This is a genomic window from Streptomyces sp. AC558_RSS880, from assembly GCF_019049255.1.
In the GTDB taxonomy this organism is placed as follows: Bacteria; Actinomycetota; Actinomycetes; order Streptomycetales; family Streptomycetaceae; genus Streptomyces.
The window spans coordinates 59,752-83,758 of record NZ_JAGMUJ010000115.1 but is presented as its reverse complement, the minus strand read 5'-3'; the positions used below and the strand labels follow the sequence as shown (position 1 = coordinate 83,758).

The window sequence follows — 24,007 nt, the reverse complement described above, 5'->3', positions numbered from 1 at the left end:
CAGGAGCCGCCCCGTGTCCACCGCACAGTCCTCCGCTCTCGACGACGACGTCTACGGAGCCCCCGTCCTGGTCGAGCCGGAGATCCGGCGGCTGGACGGCGTCGTACGGGAAGCGTCCGTACCGCCGTTCGCCCGGCAGGTGCGGCACGGATCGCTCGCCGATCTGCCGTTCGAGAACGCGAGCACGGCGCCGGACGCGGTGGTGCTCAGCCGCAGGACGGCGGACGGGAGGTGGCTGGACGTCACGGCGGAACGATTCGCCGCGGAAGTCCTGGCCGTCGCGAAGGGGCTGATCGCCGAAGGGCTGATGCCGGGCGACCGGGTCGCCGTCATGGCCCGCACGATCTACGAGTGGACCGTCCTCGACTTCGCCGCGTGGGCGGCCGGACTGGTCACCGTCCCCATCTACCCCACCTCCTCCGCCTTCCAGGCCCGCTGGATCCTGCACGACTCCGGCGCGGTCGCCCTGGTCACGGAGACCGCGGGCCAGGCCGCGGCCCTCGGCCCCGAGCTCGTGCACCTCCCCGACCTGCGGCGGGTGTGGACCGTGGAGAAGGGCCACGTCGACGCGCTCGCGGAGGCCGGGGCGCACGTGCCCGGTCAGGAGGTGGAGGTGCGCCGCGGCGTCCTGGGCCCCGACACCCTCGCCACCCTCGTCTACACCTCGGGCACCACCGGCCGCCCCAAGGGCTGCGCCCTCACCCACGGCAACTTCTTCGCCGAGGTGGACAACGCCATCGAACTGCTCTACCCCGTCTTCAAGGCCCGGACCGGCGAAGAGGCCTCCGTCCTCCTCTTCCTGCCGATGTCCCACGTCTTCGGCCGGATGGTCGCCGTCGCCTGCGTACGCGCCCGGGTGCGCCTCGGCCACGCGCCGAGCCTGGCCGCCGAGGACCTGCTGCCCGACCTGGCGAGCTTCCGGCCCACCTGCCTGCTGGCCATCCCGTACATGCTGGAGAAGGTCTTCAACACGGCCCGGGCGAAGGCGGAGGCGGGCGGACGGCTGTCGACCTTCGACCGCGCGGTGTCGGTGGCCCGCCGCTACGGCGAGGCGGTCGAGGCCCGCCAGACGGGGGCGGGCCCCGGCCCGTCCCGTGCGCTGAAGACCTCCCGCGCCTTCTACGACCCGCTGGTCTACCGCAAGATCCGCAACGCCATGGGCGGCAGGGTCCGGTACGCCATCTGCGGCGGCTCCCCGCTCGGCCGCCGCCTCGCCGCGTTCTACGCCGGTGCCGGCATCGAGATCTTCGAGGGCTACGGCCTGACGGAGACCACCGGCGCCTCGACGGTGACACCCCCGCTGAAACCCCGGCTGGGCACGGTGGGCTGGCCGCTGCCGGGGACGCGGATCCGCATAGCGGCGGACGGCGAGATCCTCGTCGGCGGCGAGCACGTGCTGCGCGGCTACTGGGACCCCCAGGCGGGCGGAATCGTCCCCGCCGCCCCCGACGGCTGGCTGCCCACCGGCGACCTCGGCGAACTGGACGACGAGGGCTACCTGACCATCACGGGCCGCAAGAAGGAGCTGATCATCACCGCCGGCGGCAAGAGCGTCGCCCCGGCCCCGCTGGAGAACTGGCTCCGCTCACACCCGTTGATCTCCCAGGTCATGGTGATCGGCGACAACCGCCCCTACGTCTCCGCCCTCATCACCCTCGACCCCGCCGGCATCACCCACTGGCGCCGCATGAACGGCAAGCACCCGGTGCCCCCGGAACTCGTCGCCGAAGACGAGGAGTTGCTGGTGATCCTGCGGCGCGCCGTCGACGAGGCCAACAAGATGCTCTCCCGCCCGGAGTCGATCCGCCGCTTCACCGTCCTCCCGGTGGACTTCACGGAGGAGGCGGGCCACCTGACCCCGTCGATGAAGCTGCGGCGCGAGGAGATCCTGCGGGACTTCGCGGGGGAGGTGGAGGGGCTGTACGGGGGGTAGGCCCGGGTCACCCCGTCGCCGCGCGGGCGAGCAGGACCGCCTGGGGGGTCGACTCGCCCTGGTCCGTGTCGGCCGCGCGCACCGTGCGCTGGACGAGGGTGAAGCCGGCCGCCTCCAGGAGCGCGGCGATGCGCTCGGGCCGCATGCGCCGGAAGTCGAGGGCGACCGGGTGGCCCCAGGGCCGGTCGTGGCGGCGGGGTTCGTCACCGCACTGGAACGCGAGCAGCAGATGGCCCCCGGGTGCCAGGACGCGGCGGAACTCGGCGTAGACGGCGGGCAGTTCGTCCTGCGGGGTGTGGATGGTGGAGTACCAGGAGACCACGCCGGCGAGGCCCCCGTCGGGGAGGTCCAGGCTCCGCATCGAGCCCTGCTCGAAGCGCAGGCCGGGATTCTCGCGGCGGGCGATCGCGAGCATGGATTCCGACAGGTCGAGGCCGAAGACGGAGAGGCCGAGGGAGGCGAGGTGCGCGGTCACCCGGCCGGGACCGCACCCCAGGTCGGCCACCCGGCCGCCCTCGCCGACCAGTTCGGCGAAACCGGCCATCAGCGCCCGGTCCAGGGGCATGGCGGCGAGGGAGTCACGGAACAGGGCGGCGTAGTCCTCGGCGACGGCGTCGTAGAAGGTGCGGGTGGCGACTACGTGATCGGCTGCGTGATCGGCGTCGGTGGCGGTCATGGGCGGTGACCCTACCCGCCTCCACCGACAGCTCCGGCGGGCATGGGGTGAAACCGGCCTCGCGCCCCGCGTGACCGGGCGGACACGTGCCGGACGCACCGTTGTGCCCGTTCGGTCAAGGGGGCGGCCATGCGATCACCGTGCCCGTTCGGTCGGGGCGACGGTCACGCGATCGCCGTGCCCGTTCGGTCCGGGTGGCGGCTACCCGACCCCCATGGCCCGCAGTACCGCCGTCGTGGCCGCCGCCCCGAGGACGACCACCGCGAACGGCGCGCGTCGCCAGGCCAGTACGCCGCCCATCAGCACCCCGGCCGGACGCGCCCACCCCGCGAACCCTCCGCCCTCGGTGAGCGCCCCCGTCGCCAGCAGCGCCGCCAGCAGGACCACCGCACCGGCGGACAGCAGCTCCCGCACCCGGGCCGGCAGCTCCACCCGCCCGTGCAGCGCCGGTCCGACCAGCCGGAAGGCGTACGTCCCGGCCGCCAGCACCAGGATCAGCGCGACCGTCGCACTCACACCGACCGCCCCCGCCCCCACCCGCGCCCGTGCAGCACCAGCCCCGCCAGCGCCACCAGCACCGGCACGCCCGCCGGCACCACCGGTGTGACCGCCAGGGCCAGCGCCGCTCCGGGCAGCGCGGCCCGGCGGACGCCGGCGTCCTCGCGCAGGGCGGGAAGGACGAGGGCGGCCAGGACGGCCGGGAAGGCCGCGTCCAGCCCGTAGCGTGCCGTGTCCCCCAGCGCGCTGCCGGCCAGCGCGCCCGCCAGCACCCCGGTGTTCCACACGACGAACATCCCGAGCCCCGAGATCCAGAACGCCGCCCGTCGCCGTACCGGATCCTGCTGGGCCAGGGTGAAGGCCACCGTCTCGTCGGTCACCAGGTGCGCCCCGACCAGGCGGGCGAGCCTTCCTGGGCCGATGTGCTCGGCGACGGCGAGGCTGAAGGCGGCCGTACGGGTGTTGAGCAGCAGCCCCGTGGCCGCCGCCGCGACCGGACCGCCCCCGGCCAGCAGCACGCCCACCGCGCTGAACTGGGCGGAGCCCGCGTACACCACCAGCGACATCACCACCGGCACCCACACCGGCAGCCCACCGGCGACGGCGATCGCCCCGAACGACACGCCGACGACGCCCCCGGCCAGACAGACCAGGGAGACGTCCCGGAGCAGACCGGGGTCGAGGAAGGCGGAAGGTGTTCGCTGTACCGAACGCATGTTTCCTACCATGGACAGAAGAGATCGCGTTCGTCAAGGCGAACGTGCGGACCGCTGGAGCGAACGACATGACCGAAGGACCCCCGCCCCGCCTCCCCCTCGACTGGATCGCCGCCGCCCTGCGCCGCGAACGTGTCCGCGTCGGCCTCTCCCTCTCCGAGCTGGCCAAACGCGCCGGAATCGCCAAGTCCACGCTGTCCCAACTGGAGGCGGCGAGCGGGAATCCGAGCATGGAGACCATCTGGGCGCTGGCGGTGGCGCTCGGGGTGCCGTTCAGCGCGCTGGTGGAGCCCCCGGTGCCGTCCGTGCGGGTGATCAGGGCGGGGCAGGGGCCGGCCGTGCACTCCGAGCAGTCCAGTTACGTCGCCACCCTGCTGTCGGCGGGCCCGCCGGGTACACGGCGCGACATCTACGCCGTGGGGCTGGAACCGGGGACCGTGCGCACCTCCGAACCGCACATTCCGGGGACTGTGGAGCACATCGTGGTCAGCGCGGGACGGGTGAAGGCGGGACCCGGCGGAGAGAGCGCGGAACTCGGCCCGGGGGACTACATGACGTACCGCGGGGATGTGCCGCACGCGTACGAGGCGCTGGAGGCCGGCACGAAATTCGTACTGATCATGCAGCACGTATGAGAGGAATTCCCCGAACGTTCACCGGGGCATTTCGGCGGTGAGAGCGGTGCGAGGGGAAAAGGCAGGAGCCCCGTCGCCTGACGGCGCGGGGCTCCTTGGGTACTGCTAGTCGTTCCCGGATCGGTGAGGATCAGACCGGGGTGACGTTCTCCGCCTGCGGGCCCTTCGGGCCCTGCGTGACGTCGAAGGACACCTGCTGGTTCTCCTCGAGGGAGCGGAAGCCGCTCGCGTTGATCGCGGAGTAGTGGACGAAGACGTCGGGGCCGCCGCCTTCCTGGGCGATGAAACCAAAGCCCTTTTCGGCGTTGAACCACTTCACGGTTCCGGTAGCCATAAGCCCTCCTTGGGCCCAAAGGGTTGCCCTGCTCCAGAACCAGCAAGTGTGAAGACTATTCCGCACAAGTGCATCCGTCTGAGAACGACGAGAGCCCGCGGTCACATGCTCCGCAGGCTCTGTACTGCAAGGGAAACCAAACTGCAACTTGCGACGAGCCTAGCACGCAGGCTCCGGAATGCAATAGAGGTCAAGATCACGTCACCCGAATGTTTGAACACCCCGTCCGTCACGGGCGTTCGGTCGAACACTTGGGCGGCCAGGGGGCGGGGGTCGACCCGCCGGGGACGAGGACTAGCCTCGCGATGTGGACAATCCTCGCACCCGGCCGCGCGTCGGCCACATCCAGTTCCTGAACTGCCTGCCCCTGTACTGGGGGCTCGCGAGAACGGGCACGCTCCTCGACTTCGAGCTGACGAAGGACACCCCGGAAAAGCTCAGTGAGAAGCTGGTGCAGGGCGACCTCGACATCGGGCCCGTCACCCTCGTCGAGTTCCTCAAGCACGCGGACCGGCTCGTCGCCTTCCCGGACATCGCCGTCGGCTGCGACGGCGATGTGATGTCCTGCGTGATCGCCTCGCAGGTCCCGCTGGACCGGCTGGACGGGGCACGGGTCGCCCTCGGGTCGACCTCCCGCACCTCCGTACGCCTCGCCCAGCTCCTCCTCGCCGAGCGGTACGGCGTACGGCCCGACTACTACACCTGCCCGCCCGACCTGAGCCTGATGATGCAGGAGGCCGAGGCGGCCGTCCTCATCGGCGACGCGGCCCTGCGCGCGAACATGCTCGACGGGCCCCGCTACGGGCTCGACGTGCACGACCTGGGCGCGCTGTGGAAGCAGTGGACGGGCCTGCCGTTCGTCTTCGCGGTGTGGGCGGTGCGCCGCGACTACCTGGAGCGCGAGCCGGTCATCACCCGCAAGGTGCACGAGGCCTTCCTCGCCTCCCGCAACCTCTCCCTGGAGGAGGTCGGCAAGGTCGCCGAGCAGGCGGCCCGCTGGGAGGCCTTCGACGAGGCGACCCTGGCGCAGTACTTCACCACCCTCGACTTCAGCTTCGGCGCCCCGCAGCTGGAGGCGGTCGCCGAGTTCGCCCGCCGAGTGGGGCCGACGACGGGCTTCCCGGCGGACGTGAAGGTCGATCTGCTCCAGCCCTGAGGCCGTGGGCGGCCCGCCCACTACCCTGCTGGAAGGTTCCGGCGTACGGGCGTGACGGGGGAGGGGTGGACGCCATGCGGCCGCTCGAAGTGGACGAGCCCACGGTCGTGGGGCCCTACCGGCTGCTGGGCCGGCTCGGCTCCGGCGGCATGGGCCGGGTCTATCTGGGCCGCAGCGCCGGGGGCCGCACGGTCGCGGTGAAGATCGTGCACCCCCACTTCGCGCTGGACGAGGAGTTCCGCGCCCGCTTCCGGCGCGAGGTCGACGCCGCCCGCCGGGTCGGCGGCGCCTGGACGGCCCCCGTCCTGGACGCCGACCCCGACGCCCGGGTCCCCTGGGTCGCCACCGCCTACGCGGCCGGCCCCTCCCTCGCCGCGGCGGTCACCGGCACCGGCCCGCTGCCCGCGCCCACCGTACGGGCGCTGGGCGCGGGGCTCGCCGAGGCGCTGACCGCCGTACACGCGCTGGGCCTGGTGCACAGGGACGTGAAGCCGTCCAACGTGCTCCTCACCCTCGACGGCCCCCTCCTGATCGACTTCGGCATCGCCCGCGCCACGGACGGGACGGCGTCCCTGACGTCGACGGGCGTGTCGATCGGTTCCCCCGGCTACATGTCCCCCGAGCAGATCCTCGGCAAGGGCGTGACGGGCGCGGCGGACGTCTTCTCCCTCGGCGCCGTCCTGGCGTACGCGGCGACGGGCAGCCCCCCGTTCCCCGGCGACTCCTCGGCGGCGCTGCTCTACAAGGTCGTGCACGAGCCGCCCGAACTGGACGGGCTCGACGGCGAGCTGCGCGAACTGACGGAGTCCTGCCTGGACAAGGACCCGTCCGCCCGCCCGGCCCCCGCCGAGCTGGCCCGACGGCTCGCTCCGGAGGGGGCGGCGAGCCTGATGACGGCCGGCTGGCTCCCGGGAGCCCTGGTGGAACAGGTGAGCCGGAGCGCGGTGCAGGTGCTGAACCTGGAGGCGGCGGGGGAAGGACCGTCGGGGCCGGTGGGGTTCAGCAGGCCGTCGGTGGGGGAAGCGTCGACGACCGGGGGCTTCGGTGGTCCGCCTGTGGGCGGCTCCTCGACAGCTGGTGCGTTCGGCCCTCCGTCGGTCGGTGACGCTCCGACGGCCGGGGCGGCGTCCGGCGCCGCGTCCGGGGCCTTCGGCCCGCCGCCCGTGATGCCGGGGGCGCGGGAGCCGGGCGCGGCGGCCGTCCCCGGGCCACGCGACGCCCCGTCCCACGCCCCCGTGACCCCGCACCCGCCGACCCAGCCGGGGGAGCGGACCGGCCCAGGGAAGCTCTCCGTCTCGTTCGCGGCCACCTCCTCCCCCGACCGCGGCGGCCGGGGCAGGCGCGTCAGCTGCACGGTCGCCCTCGCGGTGGCGGGCGCGCTGGCCGCGGTGACCGTCGGCTCCGTGTCCGTACTCGACCTGCTGCCGGGCGGGTCCCGGAGCGGCGGCACCTCGGATTCCGGCAGCGGGTCCCAGCCCGCGGCACCGCCCACCACGGTCCCCGCCGCCTACCTCGGCACCTGGGAGGGCCAGGCCAACTCCCGCGAGAGCATCGCCATCCCGCTCGGCACGTTCCGGGTGACGCTCAAGCAGGCGAAGGTCGGCGAACAGGTGGGCACCCTCCGGCACACGGACATCTTCGGCGGCGTCTGCGACGACGTCCTCACCCTGAAGCAGGTCACGAAGGACCAGCTCGTCACGACCTCCGTCGGCGCCGGGTCCAACCGTGACGTCTGCAGCCAGGCCGAGCACACGGTCCGCCTCACCCCGGTCGGCGACGACCTGGTCTACGAGTCGGACAGCAAGGACTCGGGATCACCGAAGGCCCGGCTTTCGAAGATCAAGTGAGTGCCTTCCGGCTGCTCCCGATCGCTGTCCGTCCCCCGGCACTCACTAATGTGTCCGCGTCGGCGAACGACACCAGCCGCATCACATGCCGCACGGGCATCACGACGGGGGAAGGCCACCATGGAGACTCTGCAGCCGGACGACCCGCGCGAACTGGGTGGTTACCGCCTGCTGCGACGACTCGGCGCCGGCGGCATGGGACGCGTGTACCTGGCGCGTTCGCCCGGTGGCCGTACCGTCGCCGTGAAGGTGGTCCGTCAGGACCTCGCGGCGGACGCCGACTTCCGGGCCCGTTTCCGGCACGAGGTGCGGATCGCCAAGGCGGTGTCCGGCCGTCACACCGCGCCGGTCGTGGACGCCGACCCGGAGGCGGCACTGCCGTGGCTCGCGACGACGTACGTGCTCGGCCCCGACCTCACGGACGTGGTCGACGCGCACGGCGCGCTGCCGGAGCGCACCGTCCACGCCCTGGCCGTGGGCCTCGCCGCGGCACTGCAGGAGGTGCACGCGGCGGGCCTGATCCACCGCGACCTCAAGCCGTCCAACGTGCTGCTGGCCGCCGACGGCCCCCGCGTCATCGACTTCGGCATCGCACGGGCGGTCGACGGAAGCCGCATGACGCAGACGGGGGTCGTGGTCGGATCGCCCGGCTACATGTCCCCGGAGCAGGCACAGGGCAAGGACGTCGGCACGGCGGGCGACGTCTTCTCCCTGGGCGCGGTGCTCGCGTTCGCGGCGACCGGCCGGGGGGCCTTCGGGGACGGGGCCTCCTCGCACGCCGCGCTGCTGTACCAGATCGTGCACGGCGAGCCCGACCTCACCGGCGTACCGCAGTCCCTGCTGGGCCTGGTCCGCGCGTGTCTGATGAAGGACCCCGCCCAGCGCCCCACACCGGCGCGGATCGTGTCGTCCCTCGCTCCGCAGGGCGTCGAGCCCGTCCTGACCGACTGGCTGCCGTCGGCGGTGGCGTCGACGATCGCGACGCACGCGGCGGGGATCCTCGACCTGGACGCCCCGGACTCGGCTCCGGCCGTGGCGTCCTTCGGCCCGGCGCCGACCATGACGGCGGGATCCGGTGCGGGCAACCCGGCCCAGGTGTACGGCGGTCACCCCGGCGGCGCACCGACCCCGGGGTACGGAAGCGCACCGACGCCGGGTTACGGCCCGGCCGCCCACGGAGGAGCTCCGGGCACACCCCTGCCCGGCACGGTGCGGCTCGACGGACCGGGCGCCGGCGCCGTCCGGTCCCGCCGCCGTGTGTTCGGCCTGGCGCTGGGCGCCGCCGCCGGTGTCGCCGCGGTGGGCGGCGGAGCCGCCTGGTGGCTCGCACGGGACGAAGGCGACTCCTCTTCCACGACGGGCGGGGCGGGCCGGGGCGGCGCGGCCGACCCCGCCGGGGAGCGGTTCACCACGCCGCCGCCCGGTGTGGCGCCCCAGCCCCTGTGGCACAAGTCGGTGGCGGAGGGCAGCACCGCCTCCCGCGTACCGCTGCTCACGCACGACGGCCTGCTGCTGATCAGCGGCGACCCGCTCGTGGCGTACGACGTGAAGACGGGGAAGGCCCGTTGGTCGAAGAAGGAGGCGTGCCGCCCGGGAGAGCCGCTCCTCTTCCACGACGGCAAGGTGTTCCTGGCCGACGGCGACTACGACGGCGTACTCGTCGCCCTCGACGTGAAGACCGGCGAGGAGGTCTGGCGCAGCCGGCTGGGCAAGTCGGTCGCGGTCGAATCCGCCATCGCCGTCGACGACACGAACGTCTACGTCACGGCGAAGGACTTCGGCGAGTCCAGGAGCGCCACGGACTACCGGACGGCCGTGGCCGCCATCAGCCACACCACCGGCAGGAAGACATGGCTGCAGCGACGGGACTGGCTCACCGAGGACTACGACGTCCAGGGCAGTGTCTCCGGCAAGCACCTGGTGTACGCCGACTCCAACTACAACCTCACGGTGCGGGACACCGCCACGGGTGCGCAGCTGTGGACCAGGAAGATCGGTCAGGACTGGACCTGGCAGCCCACGGTCGCGAACGGCCTCGTCTTCCTGCCGGGCGACAAGCTGACGGCCGTCGACGCCGACACGGGCGACACCCGCTGGACCCTGTCCCCCAACGGCCGCCGGGGCTTCCGCAACCCGTCGGTGATCGACGGCGTGCTGTACGTCAGCGACCACGACGACGGCGTCTGGGCGGTGAACGTCAGGACCGGGAAGCGGACCTGGCTCTGCGAGGAGCTGGAGGTCGAGGGCCCGGAGACGTTCCTGCGGGTCGGGTCCTCCCTCTACGGGGCGAGCGGCGCCCTGTCCGGCGGCATCGTCGCGCTGGAGGCCAGGACCGGCAAGCTCCGCTGGGTCTACGACGACAACAAGGACAACGGCGAACCGTGGCAGGTGGACATCTCCGGCAACCGGCTGCTGGCCACCCACGGACCCGAGATCTACGCACTGCCGGCCGTCTGACGCTCTTGGAAGTGTCACAGTTGCCCCGACCCGAAAAATCCCTCGGACCTGCACACCGTTCACCGGACGGACGTACGGGAAGGGAGGAGAACCGGGAGGAAGTCGTGGCGCGGTGTGAGGAGCCGTTCGGAAAAGCGCCTGCCGGTGGCCGGAGGCTTCGGGAACCGGTGGGTGATGTGAAGGAGTCGGCCTGTTTCATGACCGGATTACCACACCGGTGAATTCGGTGACGCTGAGGCAGCTTCCGTCGACTGCGCGCCACTGGTCGGCTGTTGGCGTGAGTGCTTTGATCGGTGCGCACGGCTCGTCGGAGTGAGTCCCGGTTCCGGGCTTCCGGCGAATTCCCCGCCGTTGCGTTCCTTGCTACGAATGGAAAGGCCAGCCATGAACTTCGTCCCCCAGGTCGAAACGGCCGAAATCTCCGACGCGGACCTGGACAACGTGTCCGGCGGCCAGGCCGTCTCCGCCGGCATCGACGCCGGTGTGGCCGTCGTCGCGGACCACGGTTCCGTCGGTGTGGGTGTGTACGCCGAGGTGGGCCCCCTCAGCGTCTCCGCCGGTCTCGGCGGCTCGGTGGCCCACGAGGGCGCCGTGCGCACCACGATGCTCTGAGCGTCGCTTCCGACGTGCACCGGGCCCCGGTCTGTTCGCAGGCCGGGGCCCCGGCTCATGTGGCGCAGGCCCCGTCCGCGTGCGACCTGAAGAGCTTCCCTTCGCTCATACCGGTGCACCGCCCGACTTGAGGGCTTCGACGAAGGCGTGGAAAGCGGGGGTGGGGAAGGAGAGGGGGCCGTGGGCGGGGTGCTTGGAGTCGCGTATGGCGACTCGGGTGCGCAGCGGTGCGATCTCCACGCAGGTATTGCCGTCGCCGCCGCCGGAGAACGAGGACTTCCGCCAGTGCAGGGGCTCGGTCATGGCTCGTCTCACAGTTCCTTCGTCAAGTGGTGGATGAAATCCAGCGAAGCCGCGGGGTCCAGCGACGCCTTCTCCACCTTACGGAACAGTGTTCGAAGTTGATTCAGCTGAGGTTCTGCGTCGATGAAGGCGGTTCCGGTGGGGAAGTCCCTCAGCACGGTGTCCAGTTGGGGCAAGGGGCCGCATGCGTGCATCATCGAGGCGTCGGCACCGGCGAAGTCGTCCTGGTCGGTGGGAATGACGCGGACGACCGCGTGACCGTCCTCGATCTGCGTCAGGATCCGGCGGAGTTGAGCCCGGGTCACCTGGCGGTCGGCCACGCGGACCCGGAGGGCGAACTCGTGGATGATCGTCTCGTACGGTGTCGGGTCGTCCCCCTCGATCACAGTGCGCCGCCTCATCCGGTGTTCCACGCGAGGTGCCAGTTCGCTCTCGGGTAGGCCCGGCATCATGTAGGTGTACACCGCACGGGCGTAGTCGGCGGTCTGAAGCAGCCCGGGAACGTGCGTGATCACGATCTCGCGCAGGGCCGTGGCATGGTGCTCGACCTCGGCGGTGTCCAGGAACACCGGGGGCAGTACTCCCCGATACTCCTCCCACCATCCGCGCGTGCGATCGGTGGCCATCGCGACGAGTGCGTCGATCAACCCCTCGTCCGTGCAGGCGTAGTGCGCCGCGAGACGACGTACGCGCTTGGCGCTCACACCCGCGACGCCGGACTCGATCTGGCTCATCTGTACGGGGTCGGCGCCGAGCAGCTCCGCGGCCTCTTTCGACGTCATGTCCATCGCCTCGCGCAGTTTGCGCAGCTCGGCACCCAATCGCACCCTGCGGGCCGTGAGATGTCTCTTCGGCGGCAACTCATGCCTCCTGGTCTCAAGTGCCTGGCCCAAGTACCTCGTTCGAGGGTCAGAATACGGCAGACGCTTGCAGCTTCCTAAGGTTAGGAAATACCGTCAGTGATGTTCCGCGCACGGTGCGGAACTGTCCGGTGTCGGAAGTGCACTGCTTCGTCATGCCTTGGCGGAGCGGCGGTGCCACCGGCTGACATCCCCTTCTCCGAGCGGAGTTCACCCATGCCCGAAAGCGAGCCCATCGACTCGGTGACCCCATGGGAGTACACCTTGTCCATCCCCAACGACCCGCGGGCCGTGACCATCTGTCGCCGCACCCTCCGGCTGATCCTCACGATGCACGGCCTGATCGGCCTCGTCGACACCGCCGAACTGCTGGCGACGGAGCTGGTCGCCAACTCCGTACGGCACACGAAGGGGCCCGCGGCGCTGCGCGTGCGCTGGGCGGACGGCGTGCTGCGCGTCGGCGCGTGGGACACGGACCCGGAACCGCCCGAGCCGCCGGGGCGCTGGGAGCGGCTCGCCGAGGCGGAGGAGGGACGAGGGCTCGCCCTGGTACGGGCCTGCGCCGACCTCTGGGGCTGGCAGCCCCACGCGAGGGACGGCAGCCGGGGCAAGTACGTGTGGTGTGACCTCGCCGCGGTCTGACGCGTTGATCACTCCGACCAGGAAGGAGAGCCGATGGCGGCGATCCACTACTTCTTCCGGCACCCGGTGGCGGAGCAGGTGCGCGAGGAGGGCCGGGAAGAGGGGCGGGTCGAGGATCGTGCCGCGATGACGCTGCGCATCCTGGAGTGGCGGGGAATCCCGGTGCCCGAGGTCGTACGGGAGCGGGTCCAGGCCTGCGCCGACCTCGATCAGCTCGAGCTCTGGGCCCAGCGGGCCGTTCATGCCACCCGGGCCGAGGATCTGTTCGACGGCTGACCTGCCGACCTGCCGGTGTCGTCGGGGAGTTGCGGTGGGAGGAGGTCTTCGACCGGGGGCGTTCGAGTCCCTAGGATCTCCGGAGGCTCAGCAGGCCCTCCTCCCACACACCCAGGAGACCCGTCATGCCGCGACGCCGTGGTTCCAGCCCGTCCCGCTCGACGGCTCCGAGGAGCGGGGCGCCGCTGTCGGCGCGGCGTGACGTGGTCGCGGTGGCGGGATGAGCGACCACCTGAGCGCCTACCTGGACCTCTGGCTGATCGTCGCCGCCGCGCTGTGGGGCGCGGCGGCCGGCGCGGTGCTGCCCCGCGCGGCCTACCGGTTCTCCGTCCCGCCGGGGGAGGCGTGGCGGACGGCGTGCCCGGCGGGGCATCCGGTCGGCGGCTGGCTCGGACCGGCCCGGTGCGGGCCGTGCGCGGGACCGCCGTACGGGCCCGGCGCCGCTCCCGCCGCCGTCACCGCCCTCGTCTGCGCCGCCCTCGCCGCCGCCACCGGGACCCGGCCCGAGCTGGGCGTCTGGCTGCTGCTCGCGCCCGTCGGCGTGCTGCTGGCGGTGGTCGACTACCGGGTGCAGCGGCTGCCCGACCCGCTGACCCTGCCGTTCGCCGGGGCCGCCCTCGTCCTGCTCGGCCTCGCCGCCCTCACCCCCGAGCACGCGGGGGAGTGGACCACCGCCCTGCTGGGCGCGCTCGCGCTGGGCGCCGGCTACTTCGTGCTGTTCCTCGTCAACCCGGGCGGCATGGGCTTCGGCGACGTGAAGCTCGCGCTCGGCGCGGGCGCCGTCCTCGGCTGGTACGGCTGGCCGACCGTGATGCTCGGCACCCTCGCCGGGTTCGTGCTCGGGGCGCTGTACGGGGGCGCCCTCGTCGTCGCCCGGAGGGCGGGACGCAAGACGGCCATCCCGTTCGGACCGTTCCTGATCAGCGGGGCCTTCACCGGGCTGCTGATCGGCGCGTACGCGGCCTGACGTCGGCCGCGCGAAGCCGCTGGCGTACGCTGGATCGGTCCGTCCACACCCTTACGAAAGGGACACCGGTGACCGAGAAGGCCGACCTCCAGCCCATCCTCGACCGTGCCGCCGCCGGTGGGCGGATCACCCCCGAAGAGGCCCTCGACCTCTACCGCGACGCCCCGCTGCACGCGCTGGGCGCCGCCGCCGACGCCGTGCGCAGGCGCCGGTACGCCGGTACGGAGCACATCGCGACGTACATCATCGAGCGGAACATCAACTACACGAACGTGTGCGTCACGGCGTGCAAGTTCTGCGCCTTCTACGCGGCCCCCAAGGACACCGCCAAGGGCTGGACCCGCGACCTCGACGACATCCTGCGGCGCTGCGCCGAGACCGTCGAGCTCGGCGGTACGCAGATCATGTTCCAGGGCGGTCACCACCCGGACTACGGCGTCGAGTACTACGAGAAGCACTTCGCCGCCATCAAGAAGGAGTTCCCGCAGCTCGTCATCCACAGCCTGGGGGCGAGCGAGGTCGAGCACATGGCGCGGATCAGCAAGGTGGGCGTCGACGAGGCGATCCGGCGCATCCACGCGGCCGGGCTCGACTCCTTCGCCGGCGCGGGCGCCGAACTGCTCCCCGCCCGTCCCCGCAAGGCCATCGCGCCGCTCAAGGAGTCCGGCGAGCGGTGGCTGGAGATCATGGAGATCGCGCACAACCTCGGTGTCGAGTCCACGTCCACCATGCTCATGGGGACCGGCGAGACCAACGCCGAGCGGATCGAGCACCTGCGGATGATCCGTGACGTACAGGACCGCACGGGCGGCTTCCGCGCGTTCATCCCGTACACCTACCAGCCCGAGAACAACCACCTGAAGGGCCGCACCCAGGCCACCCTCTTCGAGTACCTGCGGATGATCGCCATCGCCCGCCTGTTCCTCGACAACGTGGCCCACATCCAGGGTTCCTGGCTGACCACCGGCAAGGAGGTCGGCCAGCTCTCCCTGCACTACGGCGCGGACGACCTCGGCTCGATCATGCTGGAGGAGAACGTGGTCTCCTCGGCCGGTGCCAAGCACCGCTCCAACCGGCTGGAGATCATCGACCTGATCCGCAAGGCGGGACGGGTCCCGGCGCAGCGGTCGACGACGTACGAGCACCTCGTCGTGCACGACGACCCGGCGAACGACCCCGTCGACGACCGCGTGGTCTCCCACATCTCCTCCACGGCCATCGAGGGCGGCACGGCCCACCCGGAGCTGAAGCTCCTGGCCTCCAACTGACGTCCCCGTGCTGATCCTTCACACCGCCGACGCCTCGCCCGAGGCCGCCGTCGTGGTCGACGGCGCGCACATCGCCGCCGTCGGCCCGTACGAACAGTTGGCCGCCGGTCATCCGGGCGCCCGGCTGCGGCGGTGGCCCGGCATCCTGACGCCCGGTCTGCTCAACCCCTACGGTCCGGAACTGCTGGAGCAGGCGTACCACCCCGACCCGCGCGAGGCGGACCGGCTCGGTACCGAGCCGGTGTTCGGGGAGCGCGCGCGGGCACTCCTGGCCGCCGGACCGTCCGCGCGGGGCGCCAGCGCACGCCGCGGAGTACAGCGCATGCTGGCGCACGGAACGGTCGCGGTCGCCGGTGAGCTGCGCAGCCGCGAGGCCCTGGACGCGGTGCGCAGGGCCGGGCTCGCCCTGGCGGGGCGTCCGGCCGCACTGCCCGGGCCCGCGGCGCTCTCCCCGGTTCCTCTCGTGCTGCTGCCGGGCCTCGGCGCCGGGAAACCCGCGCGGTTCGCGGTGTTCGACGTGCCCGACCGGGACGCCCTCGTGCGGGACGGCGCGTCCACGTGCGTGGCCACCGTCGTGGGCGGCCGCCTGGTGTACCGGCGGCGCTGACCCGTGGCGGCGCGGCTCTCACCCCGCGAACGCCTCCCCGAACGCCCCGTCCTCCTGCTCCACCCCGCTGCAATTGGTCAACGTGTCATCCGCGGAGGCGTCCTCCCCACACTCCGTGTCCCGGAACGTCGACCACACCGACACCCACGCGACGCCCTTCTCCTCCGCGAAGGCACGCACCTCCGCCGCGTCCGCGAGCGTGAACGTCTCCCCCTCCACGTCGTTGACGCCGAGCATCGAGGTGAGCGCCATGCCCCGCCAGGCGGCGGCCTCGGACAGCCCGAAGACGTCCTGGAGCTGGGTGTTCGCGGCCTCGGCGGCGGTGCGGGCGTAGTCGCCCATGTCACCGTCGTAGGACTCGCCGTAGTTCATCGTCATGAGGTTGACGGTGGCGACCTGGGCGCCGTGGTCGTTGGCGGACGCCAGCAGGGCCAGGCCGTCCTCGTCGAGCCCCGAGGGCATGACCGGGAGCGTGAACGAGACCTCCAGGTCGGTGCGTTCCTCCTGGAGCAGCGCGATCGCCTCCGAACGCAGGTCCACGGAGGCGGAGTCGGTGAGTTCGTCGCCCTCGATGTCGAAGTCGGCGCGGGTGGCGCCGGCCGCGTCCAGCGCCGTGCCGTACGCCTCCGCCAGCTCGGCCGCGGTGTCACAGGTGGCCGCCAGTTCGTCGCCGGAGGCGCCGCCGAAGGAGACGCGGACGTCGGCGCCGGACCCGGTGAGCCCCGCGATCCGGGACGTCACGGTCGCGTCGTCGATGTCCTGGGTGCCGTTCCAGTACGGGGTGCAGCCGCTGCCGGAGGAGATCACGAACGCCAGGTTGTACGTCGTGGGGGAACCCGCCGAGTCGGTGTCGGAGGCCGCGACGGCACTGACGTACGGCGCGTACGCGGTGACCGGCGCGGACGACGACGAGGCCGAGGGGGCGGGGTCCGCCGGGGCCGCGTCCGTCGTGGTGTCCCCGGCGGAACAGCCCGCGGTGGCCGCGACCAGGGCCAGGGCCGGGAGGAGGGCGAGCCCGGCAACGGACTTCAGTGGACCGCGCATCGTGCCCGTTCCCTTCGTGAGACGTCGGGTGGACGGTCAACGTGGCACACGGGTCTGTGCGCTTCCTGAGGATGTGCGCCCGGTTCCCGGACGATTCCCAGGGGACGGAGAGGTTCGCGGCCTTCCCACGGGAGACTCACAGGAAGCGCCAGGTTTTCCCTACACAAAGGCCCCTACCGTCCGGGCCATGCATTCCGATCCCGCCATCGAAAGCCGCGCCGCCGCGCGCGGCCGTCGCCGCAAACGCCGCAACGGGCCCGGTGAGGGGCCCGTCTTCGTCGACTCCTCCGGACGCCGGGCCAGGCTGCTGCGCCGGATCGGCCTGCTCCTGGGAACCGTCTGCGCCGGGTACGCGGTCGTGCTGGGGATGGCCTTCATGGGCATCGGCACCTCGGTCACACCGGCCTCGCTGCTGCCGTTCGGGGGCGGGCAGGGGGAGGCAGGTCCCGGGGGCGGCGCGGGACCGCGCGGCGGGGTGGCCCCGACCGGCACACCGCCGTCCCCGCCGGCCGGCACTCCGAGCGCCACCGCCGTCCCCACCCCCGCGGTGACCTCATGACCGTCACGCCCCCCGCCCGCGGCAGGCGCCGCGCCCCCACCCGCATCGAGCGCGCCGCCGGGCGCGCCGCCGGGCGCGCCGCCGGGCGCGCCGCCGCGCTGCACCGGCCGCGGGTCCTCCTCGCGCTGCTGCTCCTGCTCGCCCTGACCTGCGTGATGCTGCTCGACGGCTATCTGCGCGCCGAGGTCGGCGACGACCAGCGGGTCCGCACCGGGGCCTCGTCCTCCGAGGTGCCCGACGAGGTCCTCGACGGCGGCCCGATCCTCACCTTCCCCGGCGGACAGGCCGAGACCGTCTCCGTCCCGGACAGGACGATCGTGCTCACCTTCGACGACGGACCGGACCCCACCTGGACGCCGAAGGTCATGGAGGTCCTGGAGGAGTACGACGTACCCGGCACGTTCTTCGTGGTCGGCTCGATGGTGTCGCGCCACCCCGACATCGTGGAGGACCTGGTCGACCAGGGCCACGAGATCGGCGTCCACACCTTCACGCACGTCGACCTGTCGTACCAGAGCTCCTCCCGCGTCACCCGCGAGATGGAGCAGACCCAGCTCGCGCTCGCGGGCGCGGCCGGGATCACCACCACGTTGTTCCGGGCGCCGTACTCCTCCAAGACGGACGCCGTCGACAACTACAGCTGGCAGGTCTACCAGCAGCTCGGCGAGGACGGGTACACCAGCGTCTTCATCGACACCGACAGCGAGGACTGGAAGGAGCCGGGCGTCGCGAAGATCGTCGAAGAGGCCACCCCGGAGGACGGGGAGGGTGCCTCGGTGCTCTTCCACGACTCCGGCGGCGATCGCACGCAGACCCTGGAGGCGCTGCCGAAGTACATCGAGAAGATGCGGGCGGAGGGCTACACCTTCACCACCGTCAGCGGCGCCATGGCCGAGCAGCAGCAGCCCGCCGGTGGATTCGGAGCCGACGGATCGGGAGTCGACGGATCCGGAACGGGTGGACCCGCCGCCGGTGCCCCGTCCGGCACCGGCGACGTGCTCCAGGCCTCCCACCACCCCGCCACCGGCGCGACCCTCTACGAGGGCAAGGCTCTCGTCGCGGCCGTCACCGTCGCCGAGTGGACGGTGCCCGCGCTCTCGGCCGGCCTGGTGATCGTGGGCGTGGCCGTCATGGGGCGGTTCGGGCTGATGCTCGTCCTCGCCCGGCGCCACCACCGGCAGCGCAACAGACGCCGCTTCAGCTGGGGGCCGCCCGTCACCCGGCCGGTCAGCGTGATCGTCCCGGCGTACAACGAGAAGGAGTGCATCGAGAACACCCTGCGGTCACTGGCCGGGAGCACCCACCCGATCGAGATCGTCGTCGTCGACGACGGCTCCACGGACGGTACGGCGGAGCTCGCCGAAGCGCTCGGCCTGCCGAACGTGCGGGTGATCAGGCAGGCCAACGCGGGCAAGCCGGCCGCCCTGAACAACGGCATCCGCAACGCCCGGCACGACATCGTCGTGATGATGGACGGCGACACCGTCTTCGAACCGGACACCGTGGGCCGCCTGGTGCAGCCCTTCGCCGACCCGTCGGTGGGCGCCGTCGCGGGCAACGCCAAGGTCGGCAACCGCTCCACGCTCATCGGCGCCTGGCAGCACATCGAGTACGTGATGGGCTTCAACCTCGACCGGCGCATGTACGACCTGCTGCGCTGCATGCCGACCATCCCCGGCGCGATCGGCGCGTTCCGTCGCGAGGCCGTGCTCCAGGCGGGCGGGATGAGCGAGGACACCCTCGCCGAGGACACCGACATCACCATCGCGCTGCACCGCGCGGGATGGCGGGTCGTCTACGAGGAGCACGCGCGCGCGTGGACCGAGGCCCCCCGGTCGCTGCGGCAGCTGTGGTCGCAGCGCTACCGCTGGTCGTACGGCACCATGCAGGCGCTGTGGAAGCACCGCAGGTCCCTGACGGACAAGGGGCCCTCGGGGCGCTTCGGGCGGGTCGGTATGCCGCTGGTGGTGCTCTTCCAGGTCGTCACACCGGTGTTCGCGCCGCTCATCGACGTGTTCACCGTGTACTCGATGCTCTTCGTCGACTTCCAGGCCGCCCTGCTGGCCTGGTGCGCCGTCCTGGGCGTGCAGCTGGTGTGCGCCGCGTACGCCTTCCGGCTCGACCGGGAGAAGTACCGGTACCTGCTGATGATGCCGCTGCAGCAGCTCGCGTACCGGCAGATGATGTACCTCGTCCTCATCCATTCCTGTGTCACCGCCCTGACCGGCGGCCGGCTGCGCTGGCAGAAGCTGAAGCGGACGGGCGAGGTCGGGATGCCGACGGGGACGGGCGGCTGATGGGGGCGCACCGCAAGGGGCCCGCACGGTCCGGACGGGCCGGACGCCCGGAACCGGTGGCCCAGGCGGGCCCGCCGTCCCCGTCGTCCCCGCCGGGCCGCGACGGGTACTTCGACCTCCTGCGCGCGGTGGCCCTCGTCCGGGTGGTCGCGTACCACACCTTCGGCTGGGCCTGGGCGGGCCTGGTCTTCCCGTCGATGGGGGTGATGTTCGGGCTGGCCGGCACCCTGATGGCCAGGTCGCTGCGGCGCCCCGCGCTCACGGTGATCCGGAGCCGGGTCCGCCGTCTGCTGCCGCCGTTCTGGTTCTGGGGCTTCTTCGTGGTCACCGCGATGCTGGTGCACGGCTGGATGCCGGGGTGGCAGATCGTGTACTGGATCGTTCCGCTCGGCGATCCGCCGGGCAGCGCCTGGGCCGAGCAGGCCTGGGACGTCGTCTGGTACCTGCGGACGTACCTGTGGTTCGTGCTGCTCTCCCCGCTGCTGCTGCGGGTGTTCCGGCTGTCCCCGGTCGTGGTGCTGGCGCTGTCGCTCGTCCCGGTCGTCGCCCTCACGTACGTGTGGCAGCCGCCGGAGGGCCGGCTCGGCAGCGCCCTCACCGACCTCGCGACGTTCCTGTTCTGCTGGCTCCTCGGCTTCGCCCACCACGAAGGGGTGCTCGGGCGGCTGCGCCCCCTCGTCGTCACCGTGGCGTCGCTCGCCGCACTCGCCTACGGCGGCTGGTACGCCCTCGCCCACCGGTCCGCGTACGGCGGCACCTACGACCTGGACGACAACCCGCTCGCGCAGGCCTTCTGGTCGGCCGGATTCGTGACGCTGCTGATGTACGCCAAGGAGTACGCGGGCCTCGCGGGACCGTCCCGTTCCCGGCTGGTCGCCGTGTTCAACGCGCGCGCCGTGACGATCTACCTCTGGCACGAACTGGCGCTGATCCTGGCCGTGCCGCTGATCGACCGGTTCTGGGAGGTGCCCGCGTTCGAGGCGCACCTGCCGCTGGAGAGCCAGTGGTTCCTGTTCGGCGTCGGCTGGGTCCTGATCGGCGGCTTCGTCCTCGCGTGCGGCTGGGTCGAGGACGTCGCCGCGCGCCGGAAGCCGACGCTCCTGCCCGGTGGGCGGGCTGCAAGAATGGGCGCGTGACCCGCGCATCCCTGGACAAGCAGCCGCACGAAGTCGCCTCGATGTTCGACGACGTCGCGGAACGATACGACCTGACGAACGACGTGCTGTCCCTCGGCCAGGACCGGCGATGGCGCAAGGAGGTCGCGAAGGCCGTCGACGCCCGGCCCGCGCAGAAGATCCTGGACCTGGCGGCCGGCACGGGCACCTCGTCGATGCCCTTCGCCCGCGCCGGCGCCTACGTCGTGCCCTGCGACTTCTCCCAGGGCATGCTCCGGGTCGGCAAGCGGAACAACGCCTGGCTCCCGTACACGGCCGGCGACGCGACCCGGCTGCCCTTCAAGAACGACGTCTTCGACGCCGTCACCATCTCCTTCGGGCTGCGCAACGTGCAGGACACGGACGCGGCCCTGCGCGAGATGCACCGGGTGACCCGGCCCGGCGGGCGGATCGTCATCTGCGAGTTCTCGCATCCGACGTGGGCGCCGTTCCGCACCGTCTACACCGAGTACCTGATGCGCGCGCTGCCGCCGGTCGCCCGGACGGTGTCGTCCAACCCGGACGCGTACGTCTATCTCGCCGAGTCCATCCGCGACTGGCCCGACCAGCCCGCGCTGGCCGGACGGCTGCAGGGCGCCGGCTGGTCGAAGGTGGCGTGGCGCGACCTCACGGGCGGAGTGGTGGCGCTGCACCGGGGGTTCAAGGAGAGCTGAGCACCACCGCGCGGGGGAGGGCGGGCTCCTCCAGTTCCCGCTGGAGCCCGCCCGCGGGCGGCACCGGCCCGCGCGGCTCGCGCACTCCGCCGCCGCCCTCGCCCTCGCCGAAGTCGAACCACACGTGGACCACGGAGTCCCGCGGCACCTCCGTGCCGGGCTGCGGATACTGGCGTACGACGTAGTCGACGACGGCGCGCTGGAAGTCCGGCCGGTCCGGGGCGTCGACGGACAGGCCCCGTGCCCGGGCCGACTCGCGCGCGTCCACGGCCATCAGTCCGACCAGGCGCGGCACGCGCACTTCGGGTGTCGGTGTCCTGGGTGTCCTACGCACGGACGTCACCCCCCAAGCGGTACCGGCAGAGTAGACCCGGTGCCGGCCCGCCGGAAGCTTTACGTGGCTTTCCGTGACAATTGATCACCCTGAGTGACGAGCGGGTCTCGGGGTCGCAGGTCCAGCCGGTAGCAGTGGGCCTCCCGCGGGTCGTGCGGGAGCGTGAACGTCTCGGCGAGGCGCATCCCGAGCCGCCGGGTCACCGCTATCGAGCGGGCGTTGCGGGCGTCCACCATCGCCACCACGCCCTTCAGGCCCGCCGCCGTCACCCGCTCCAGCGTCTGCCGGGCCGCCGCGGTGACGTACCCCTTGCCCCAGTGCTCCCGCGCGAGCCGCCAGCCGATCTCGATCTCGCCCGTGGGGCCCCAGTCGCGCTCCCACGGCTGGGCACCGGTGAAGCCGATGACCCGGCCGGACTCGTCGAGCATGCTCCACAGGCAGAAGCCGAGCTGGGCGTCGTGGCGGCGCTGGCGGGCGGTGAGCTCCTCGTAGACCGACAGCTCCGCCGACGTGCCTCCGTGGAACTCCATGACCTCCGGATCGTCGAAGATCCGGTGCCAGGCGAAGGCGTCCTCGTGGGTGGGGACGCGCAACCGTACAGCGGGGAGAGCTCGGTTCACGGGGCAGCCCTTCAGCCGGGTGATCAATCGTGCTGAATAGACTGCCCGTGTCCAGTGCCGGTCGGCACGCAGATTTCGAACTTGGGGAGATCCCGCCGTGACCGAGCCCCTCTCCGACAACACCGCCGATGTGATCGTCGTGGGCGCGGGGCCAGCCGGCTCCACCACCGCCTACCACCTGGCCCGGTCCGGACTCGACGTGCTCCTGCTGGAGAAGACCGAGTTCCCGCGGGAGAAGGTGTGCGGCGACGGCCTCACCCCGCGCGCCGTGAAGCAGCTGGTGTCGATGGGCATCGACATCTCCGAGGAGGCCGGCTGGCTGCGCAACAAGGGCCTGCGCATCATCGGCGGCGGTGTCCGCCTCCAGCTGGACTGGCCGGATCTCGCCTCCTTCCCCGACTACGGACTGGTCCGCAAGCGCGACGACTTCGACGAGCAGCTCGCCCGGCAGGCCCAGAAGGCGGGCGCCCGGCTGTACGAGCGCTGCAACGTGAGCGCGCCGATCGTCGACGACCGCACCGGGCGCATCACCGGTGTGAAGGCCAAGCTCGGCGAGGACAAGCAGGAGGTCACCTTCCACGCCCCGCTGGTCGTGGCCGCCGACGGCAACTCCACCCGACTGTCCCTGGCGATGGGCCTGCACCGCCGCGAGGACCGCCCGATGGGCGTCGCGGTCCGTACGTACTTCACCTCGCCCCGCCACGACGACGACTACCTGGAGTCCTGGCTGGAGCTGTGGGACCGCCGCGGCCCGCAGGACCGTCTGCTGCCCGGCTACGGCTGGATCTTCGGCATGGGCGACGGGACGAGCAACGTCGGCCTCGGCGTGCTCAACACCTCGGAGGCCTTCAAGGAGCTGGACTGGCGCGAGGTCCTCAAGGCCTGGTGCGCGTCCATGCCGGAGGACTGGGGCTACACCCCGGACAACATGACCGGCCCGATCCGCGGCGCCGCGCTCCCCATGGCCTTCAACCGCCAGCCGCACTACACGCGCGGCCTGCTGCTGGTCGGCGACGCGGGCGGTCTGGTGAACCCCTTCAACGGCGAGGGCATCGCCTACGCCATGGAGTCCGGGCAGATCGCCGCCGACGTGATCGTCCAGGCCCACGCGCGGGCCACCCCGGCCCAGCGGGAGATCGCGCTCCAGCGCTATCCGCGGGTACTGAAGGACACCTACGGCGGCTACTACACGCTCGGCCGGGCCTTCGTGAAGCTCATCGGCAACCCGAAGATCATGCAGATCGCCGCCCAGCGCGGACTGACGCACCCGATGCTGATGAGGTTCACCCTGAAGCTGCTCGCCAACCTGACGGACCCGACGGGCGGCGACGCGATGGACCGCATCATCAACGGCCTGAGCAAGGTGGCGCCGAAGGCGTGACCGTGCTGCCGCGTCGCCGCGCGCGGCGGACGGGCGGGGCCGTCGTCCGAGAGGCGTGAGTGAGCGCCCGCGCGACGCGAAGCCGTGAGCGGCGCTGTGGACGGCCGGGGTCCGGAGGACGGACTCCGGCCATCGGCGTCCGCGCCGGGGCGCCGTG

General features: G+C 72.1%; 24 protein-coding genes and 1 pseudogene. 16 read left to right on the top strand and 9 right to left on the bottom strand.

Translation table 11 applies throughout. The annotated features are described in order from the left end of the window. The first annotated feature begins 13 nt into the window (after positions 1-13). A complete protein-coding gene (locus KUM38_RS29235; RefSeq protein ID WP_217133629.1) occupies positions 14-1,933 on the top strand; it encodes a long-chain fatty acid--CoA ligase in 1,920 nt (639 codons plus the stop codon). A gap of 7 nt (positions 1,934-1,940) precedes the next feature. Here the strand turns inward: KUM38_RS29235 and KUM38_RS29230 are convergent, their stop codons facing one another. The 3 genes from KUM38_RS29230 to KUM38_RS29220 all read right to left on the bottom strand — a co-directional run bounded on the left by KUM38_RS29230 (position 1,941) and on the right by KUM38_RS29220 (position 3,823). Continuing rightward, entirely contained in the window at positions 1,941-2,609 is a 669-nt protein-coding gene (locus KUM38_RS29230; protein ID WP_217133627.1) for a class I SAM-dependent methyltransferase, read from the bottom strand. Between the two features lie 201 nt (positions 2,610-2,810). Next, positions 2,811-3,125 carry an AzlD domain-containing protein gene (locus KUM38_RS29225; protein ID WP_217133625.1) on the bottom strand — a complete coding sequence of 105 codons (315 nt, stop codon included), beginning with the start codon at positions 3,123-3,125 and terminating at the stop codon, positions 2,811-2,813. Continuing rightward, positions 3,122-3,823: an AzlC family ABC transporter permease gene (locus tag KUM38_RS29220; protein ID WP_217133623.1), complete on the bottom strand. Its 702-nt coding sequence runs from the start codon at positions 3,821-3,823 to the stop codon at positions 3,122-3,124. Before KUM38_RS29220 ends, KUM38_RS29225 begins: the two co-directional genes overlap by 4 nt. Before the next feature lie 68 nt (positions 3,824-3,891). Here KUM38_RS29220 and KUM38_RS29215 point away from each other — a divergent pair, with 68 nt between their 5' ends. Continuing rightward, positions 3,892-4,458 (top strand): helix-turn-helix domain-containing protein, encoded by a 567-nt coding sequence (locus KUM38_RS29215; RefSeq protein ID WP_217133621.1) that lies wholly within the window; start codon positions 3,892-3,894, stop codon positions 4,456-4,458. 130 nt (positions 4,459-4,588) lie between these two features. Here the strand turns inward: KUM38_RS29215 and KUM38_RS29210 are convergent, their stop codons facing one another. Then, on the bottom strand, positions 4,589-4,792 hold the full coding sequence (locus KUM38_RS29210) for a cold-shock protein (RefSeq protein ID WP_003992177.1): 204 nt from the start codon (positions 4,790-4,792) through the stop codon (positions 4,589-4,591). A gap of 307 nt (positions 4,793-5,099) precedes the next feature. Here KUM38_RS29210 and KUM38_RS29205 point away from each other — a divergent pair, with 307 nt between their 5' ends. From KUM38_RS29205 to KUM38_RS29185, 4 genes are all read left to right on the top strand, one after another. Next, the gene (locus KUM38_RS29205) at positions 5,100-5,948 is read left to right on the top strand and encodes a menaquinone biosynthetic enzyme MqnA/MqnD family protein (protein ID WP_217133619.1); all 849 of its coding nucleotides are present in this window, start codon (positions 5,100-5,102) and stop codon (positions 5,946-5,948) included. Positions 5,949-6,022: 74 nt separating this feature from the next. After that, on the top strand, positions 6,023-7,795 hold the full coding sequence (locus KUM38_RS29200; protein WP_217133617.1) for a serine/threonine-protein kinase: 1,773 nt from the start codon (positions 6,023-6,025) through the stop codon (positions 7,793-7,795). Between the two features lie 120 nt (positions 7,796-7,915). Further along, positions 7,916-10,252, top strand: a complete 2,337-nt coding sequence (locus tag KUM38_RS29195) for a PQQ-binding-like beta-propeller repeat protein (RefSeq protein ID WP_217133615.1) — start codon at positions 7,916-7,918, stop codon at positions 10,250-10,252. A gap of 384 nt (positions 10,253-10,636) precedes the next feature. Then, positions 10,637-10,864 (top strand): hypothetical protein, encoded by a 228-nt coding sequence (locus tag KUM38_RS29185; RefSeq protein WP_217133611.1) that lies wholly within the window; start codon positions 10,637-10,639, stop codon positions 10,862-10,864. Between the two features lie 105 nt (positions 10,865-10,969). Here the strand turns inward: KUM38_RS29185 and KUM38_RS29180 are convergent, their stop codons facing one another. After that, on the bottom strand, positions 10,970-11,167 hold the full coding sequence (locus tag KUM38_RS29180; RefSeq protein WP_217133610.1) for a DUF397 domain-containing protein: 198 nt from the start codon (positions 11,165-11,167) through the stop codon (positions 10,970-10,972). Between the two features lie 8 nt (positions 11,168-11,175). Next, a complete protein-coding gene (locus KUM38_RS29175) occupies positions 11,176-12,027 on the bottom strand; it encodes a helix-turn-helix transcriptional regulator (protein WP_217133609.1) in 852 nt (283 codons plus the stop codon). 216 nt (positions 12,028-12,243) lie between these two features. Here KUM38_RS29175 and KUM38_RS29170 point away from each other — a divergent pair, with 216 nt between their 5' ends. The 5 genes and pseudogenes from KUM38_RS29170 to KUM38_RS29150 all read left to right on the top strand — a co-directional run bounded on the left by KUM38_RS29170 (position 12,244) and on the right by KUM38_RS29150 (position 15,787). Then, entirely contained in the window at positions 12,244-12,669 is a 426-nt protein-coding gene (locus KUM38_RS29170; RefSeq protein ID WP_217133608.1) for an ATP-binding protein, read from the top strand. Between the two features lie 33 nt (positions 12,670-12,702). Further along, positions 12,703-12,945, top strand: a pseudogene (locus KUM38_RS29165) (hypothetical protein); the annotation flags it as partial. A gap of 220 nt (positions 12,946-13,165) precedes the next feature. Then, positions 13,166-13,912 (top strand): A24 family peptidase, encoded by a 747-nt coding sequence (locus KUM38_RS29160; RefSeq protein ID WP_217133604.1) that lies wholly within the window; start codon positions 13,166-13,168, stop codon positions 13,910-13,912. Between the two features lie 68 nt (positions 13,913-13,980). After that, positions 13,981-15,180 (top strand): cyclic dehypoxanthinyl futalosine synthase, encoded by a 1,200-nt coding sequence (gene mqnC, locus KUM38_RS29155; RefSeq protein WP_217133602.1) that lies wholly within the window; start codon positions 13,981-13,983, stop codon positions 15,178-15,180. Between the two features lie 7 nt (positions 15,181-15,187). Then, complete coding sequence (locus KUM38_RS29150) at positions 15,188-15,787, top strand: hypothetical protein (protein ID WP_217133597.1); 600 nt, start codon at positions 15,188-15,190, stop codon at positions 15,785-15,787. An 18-nt stretch (positions 15,788-15,805) separates the two neighbouring features. Here the strand turns inward: KUM38_RS29150 and KUM38_RS29145 are convergent, their stop codons facing one another. Then, positions 15,806-16,831: a chitinase gene (locus KUM38_RS29145; protein ID WP_217133596.1), complete on the bottom strand. Its 1,026-nt coding sequence runs from the start codon at positions 16,829-16,831 to the stop codon at positions 15,806-15,808. A 187-nt stretch (positions 16,832-17,018) separates the two neighbouring features. Between KUM38_RS29145 and KUM38_RS29140 the strand changes: the two genes are divergently transcribed. Genes KUM38_RS29140 through KUM38_RS29125 form a run of 4 tightly spaced genes read left to right on the top strand, consistent with a single transcriptional unit; the run spans position 17,019 to position 21,515 of the window. Further along, positions 17,019-17,390, top strand: coding sequence for a hypothetical protein (locus KUM38_RS29140; protein WP_217133594.1), 372 nt, complete (start codon positions 17,019-17,021; stop codon positions 17,388-17,390). Beyond that, positions 17,387-19,687, top strand: a complete 2,301-nt coding sequence (locus KUM38_RS29135; RefSeq protein ID WP_217133592.1) for a bifunctional polysaccharide deacetylase/glycosyltransferase family 2 protein — start codon at positions 17,387-17,389, stop codon at positions 19,685-19,687. Before KUM38_RS29140 ends, KUM38_RS29135 begins: the two co-directional genes overlap by 4 nt. Then, positions 19,687-20,823 (top strand): acyltransferase, encoded by a 1,137-nt coding sequence (locus KUM38_RS29130; RefSeq protein WP_217133590.1) that lies wholly within the window; start codon positions 19,687-19,689, stop codon positions 20,821-20,823. Before KUM38_RS29135 ends, KUM38_RS29130 begins: the two co-directional genes overlap by 1 nt. Then, positions 20,820-21,515, top strand: coding sequence for a demethylmenaquinone methyltransferase (locus KUM38_RS29125; RefSeq protein ID WP_217133588.1), 696 nt, complete (start codon positions 20,820-20,822; stop codon positions 21,513-21,515). Before KUM38_RS29130 ends, KUM38_RS29125 begins: the two co-directional genes overlap by 4 nt. Here the strand turns inward: KUM38_RS29125 and KUM38_RS29120 are convergent. Together KUM38_RS29120 and KUM38_RS29115 are read right to left on the bottom strand one after the other, a co-directional pair. Continuing rightward, complete coding sequence (locus tag KUM38_RS29120) at positions 21,502-21,849, bottom strand: PASTA domain-containing protein (RefSeq protein ID WP_217133586.1); 348 nt, start codon at positions 21,847-21,849, stop codon at positions 21,502-21,504. The two genes, KUM38_RS29125 and KUM38_RS29120, sit on opposite strands and share 14 nt — an antisense overlap. A 59-nt stretch (positions 21,850-21,908) precedes the next feature. After that, positions 21,909-22,469 carry a GNAT family N-acetyltransferase gene (locus KUM38_RS29115; protein WP_217133584.1) on the bottom strand — a complete coding sequence of 187 codons (561 nt, stop codon included), beginning with the start codon at positions 22,467-22,469 and terminating at the stop codon, positions 21,909-21,911. A 97-nt stretch (positions 22,470-22,566) separates the two neighbouring features. Here KUM38_RS29115 and KUM38_RS29110 point away from each other — a divergent pair, with 97 nt between their 5' ends. Further along, positions 22,567-23,850, top strand: coding sequence for a geranylgeranyl reductase family protein (locus tag KUM38_RS29110; RefSeq protein ID WP_217133582.1), 1,284 nt, complete (start codon positions 22,567-22,569; stop codon positions 23,848-23,850). The last annotated feature ends 157 nt before the right edge of the window (positions 23,851-24,007 follow it).

Bases quoted from the DNA above. Each gene is read 5' to 3' on its own strand.
- KUM38_RS29140 (WP_217133594.1), top strand. From the start codon at position 17,019: ATGCATTCCGATCCCGCCATCGAAAGCCGCGCCGCCGCGCGCGGCCGT.
- KUM38_RS29180 (WP_217133610.1), bottom strand. From the start codon at position 11,167: ATGACCGAGCCCCTGCACTGGCGGAAGTCCTCGTTCTCCGGCGGCGGC.
- KUM38_RS29145 (WP_217133596.1), bottom strand. From the start codon at position 16,831: ATGCGCGGTCCACTGAAGTCCGTTGCCGGGCTCGCCCTCCTCCCGGCC.
- KUM38_RS29220 (WP_217133623.1), bottom strand. From the start codon at position 3,823: ATGCGTTCGGTACAGCGAACACCTTCCGCCTTCCTCGACCCCGGTCTG.
- KUM38_RS29215 (WP_217133621.1), top strand. From the start codon at position 3,892: ATGACCGAAGGACCCCCGCCCCGCCTCCCCCTCGACTGGATCGCCGCC.
- KUM38_RS29195 (WP_217133615.1), top strand. From the start codon at position 7,916: ATGGAGACTCTGCAGCCGGACGACCCGCGCGAACTGGGTGGTTACCGC.
- KUM38_RS29170 (WP_217133608.1), top strand. From the start codon at position 12,244: ATGCCCGAAAGCGAGCCCATCGACTCGGTGACCCCATGGGAGTACACC.
- KUM38_RS29210 (WP_003992177.1), bottom strand. From the start codon at position 4,792: ATGGCTACCGGAACCGTGAAGTGGTTCAACGCCGAAAAGGGCTTTGGT.
- KUM38_RS29160 (WP_217133604.1), top strand. From the start codon at position 13,166: ATGAGCGACCACCTGAGCGCCTACCTGGACCTCTGGCTGATCGTCGCC.
- KUM38_RS29230 (WP_217133627.1), bottom strand. From the start codon at position 2,609: ATGACCGCCACCGACGCCGATCACGCAGCCGATCACGTAGTCGCCACC.
- KUM38_RS29200 (WP_217133617.1), top strand. From the start codon at position 6,023: ATGCGGCCGCTCGAAGTGGACGAGCCCACGGTCGTGGGGCCCTACCGG.
- KUM38_RS29130 (WP_217133590.1), top strand. From the start codon at position 19,687: ATGGGGGCGCACCGCAAGGGGCCCGCACGGTCCGGACGGGCCGGACGC.
- KUM38_RS29135 (WP_217133592.1), top strand. From the start codon at position 17,387: ATGACCGTCACGCCCCCCGCCCGCGGCAGGCGCCGCGCCCCCACCCGC.
- KUM38_RS29185 (WP_217133611.1), top strand. From the start codon at position 10,637: ATGAACTTCGTCCCCCAGGTCGAAACGGCCGAAATCTCCGACGCGGAC.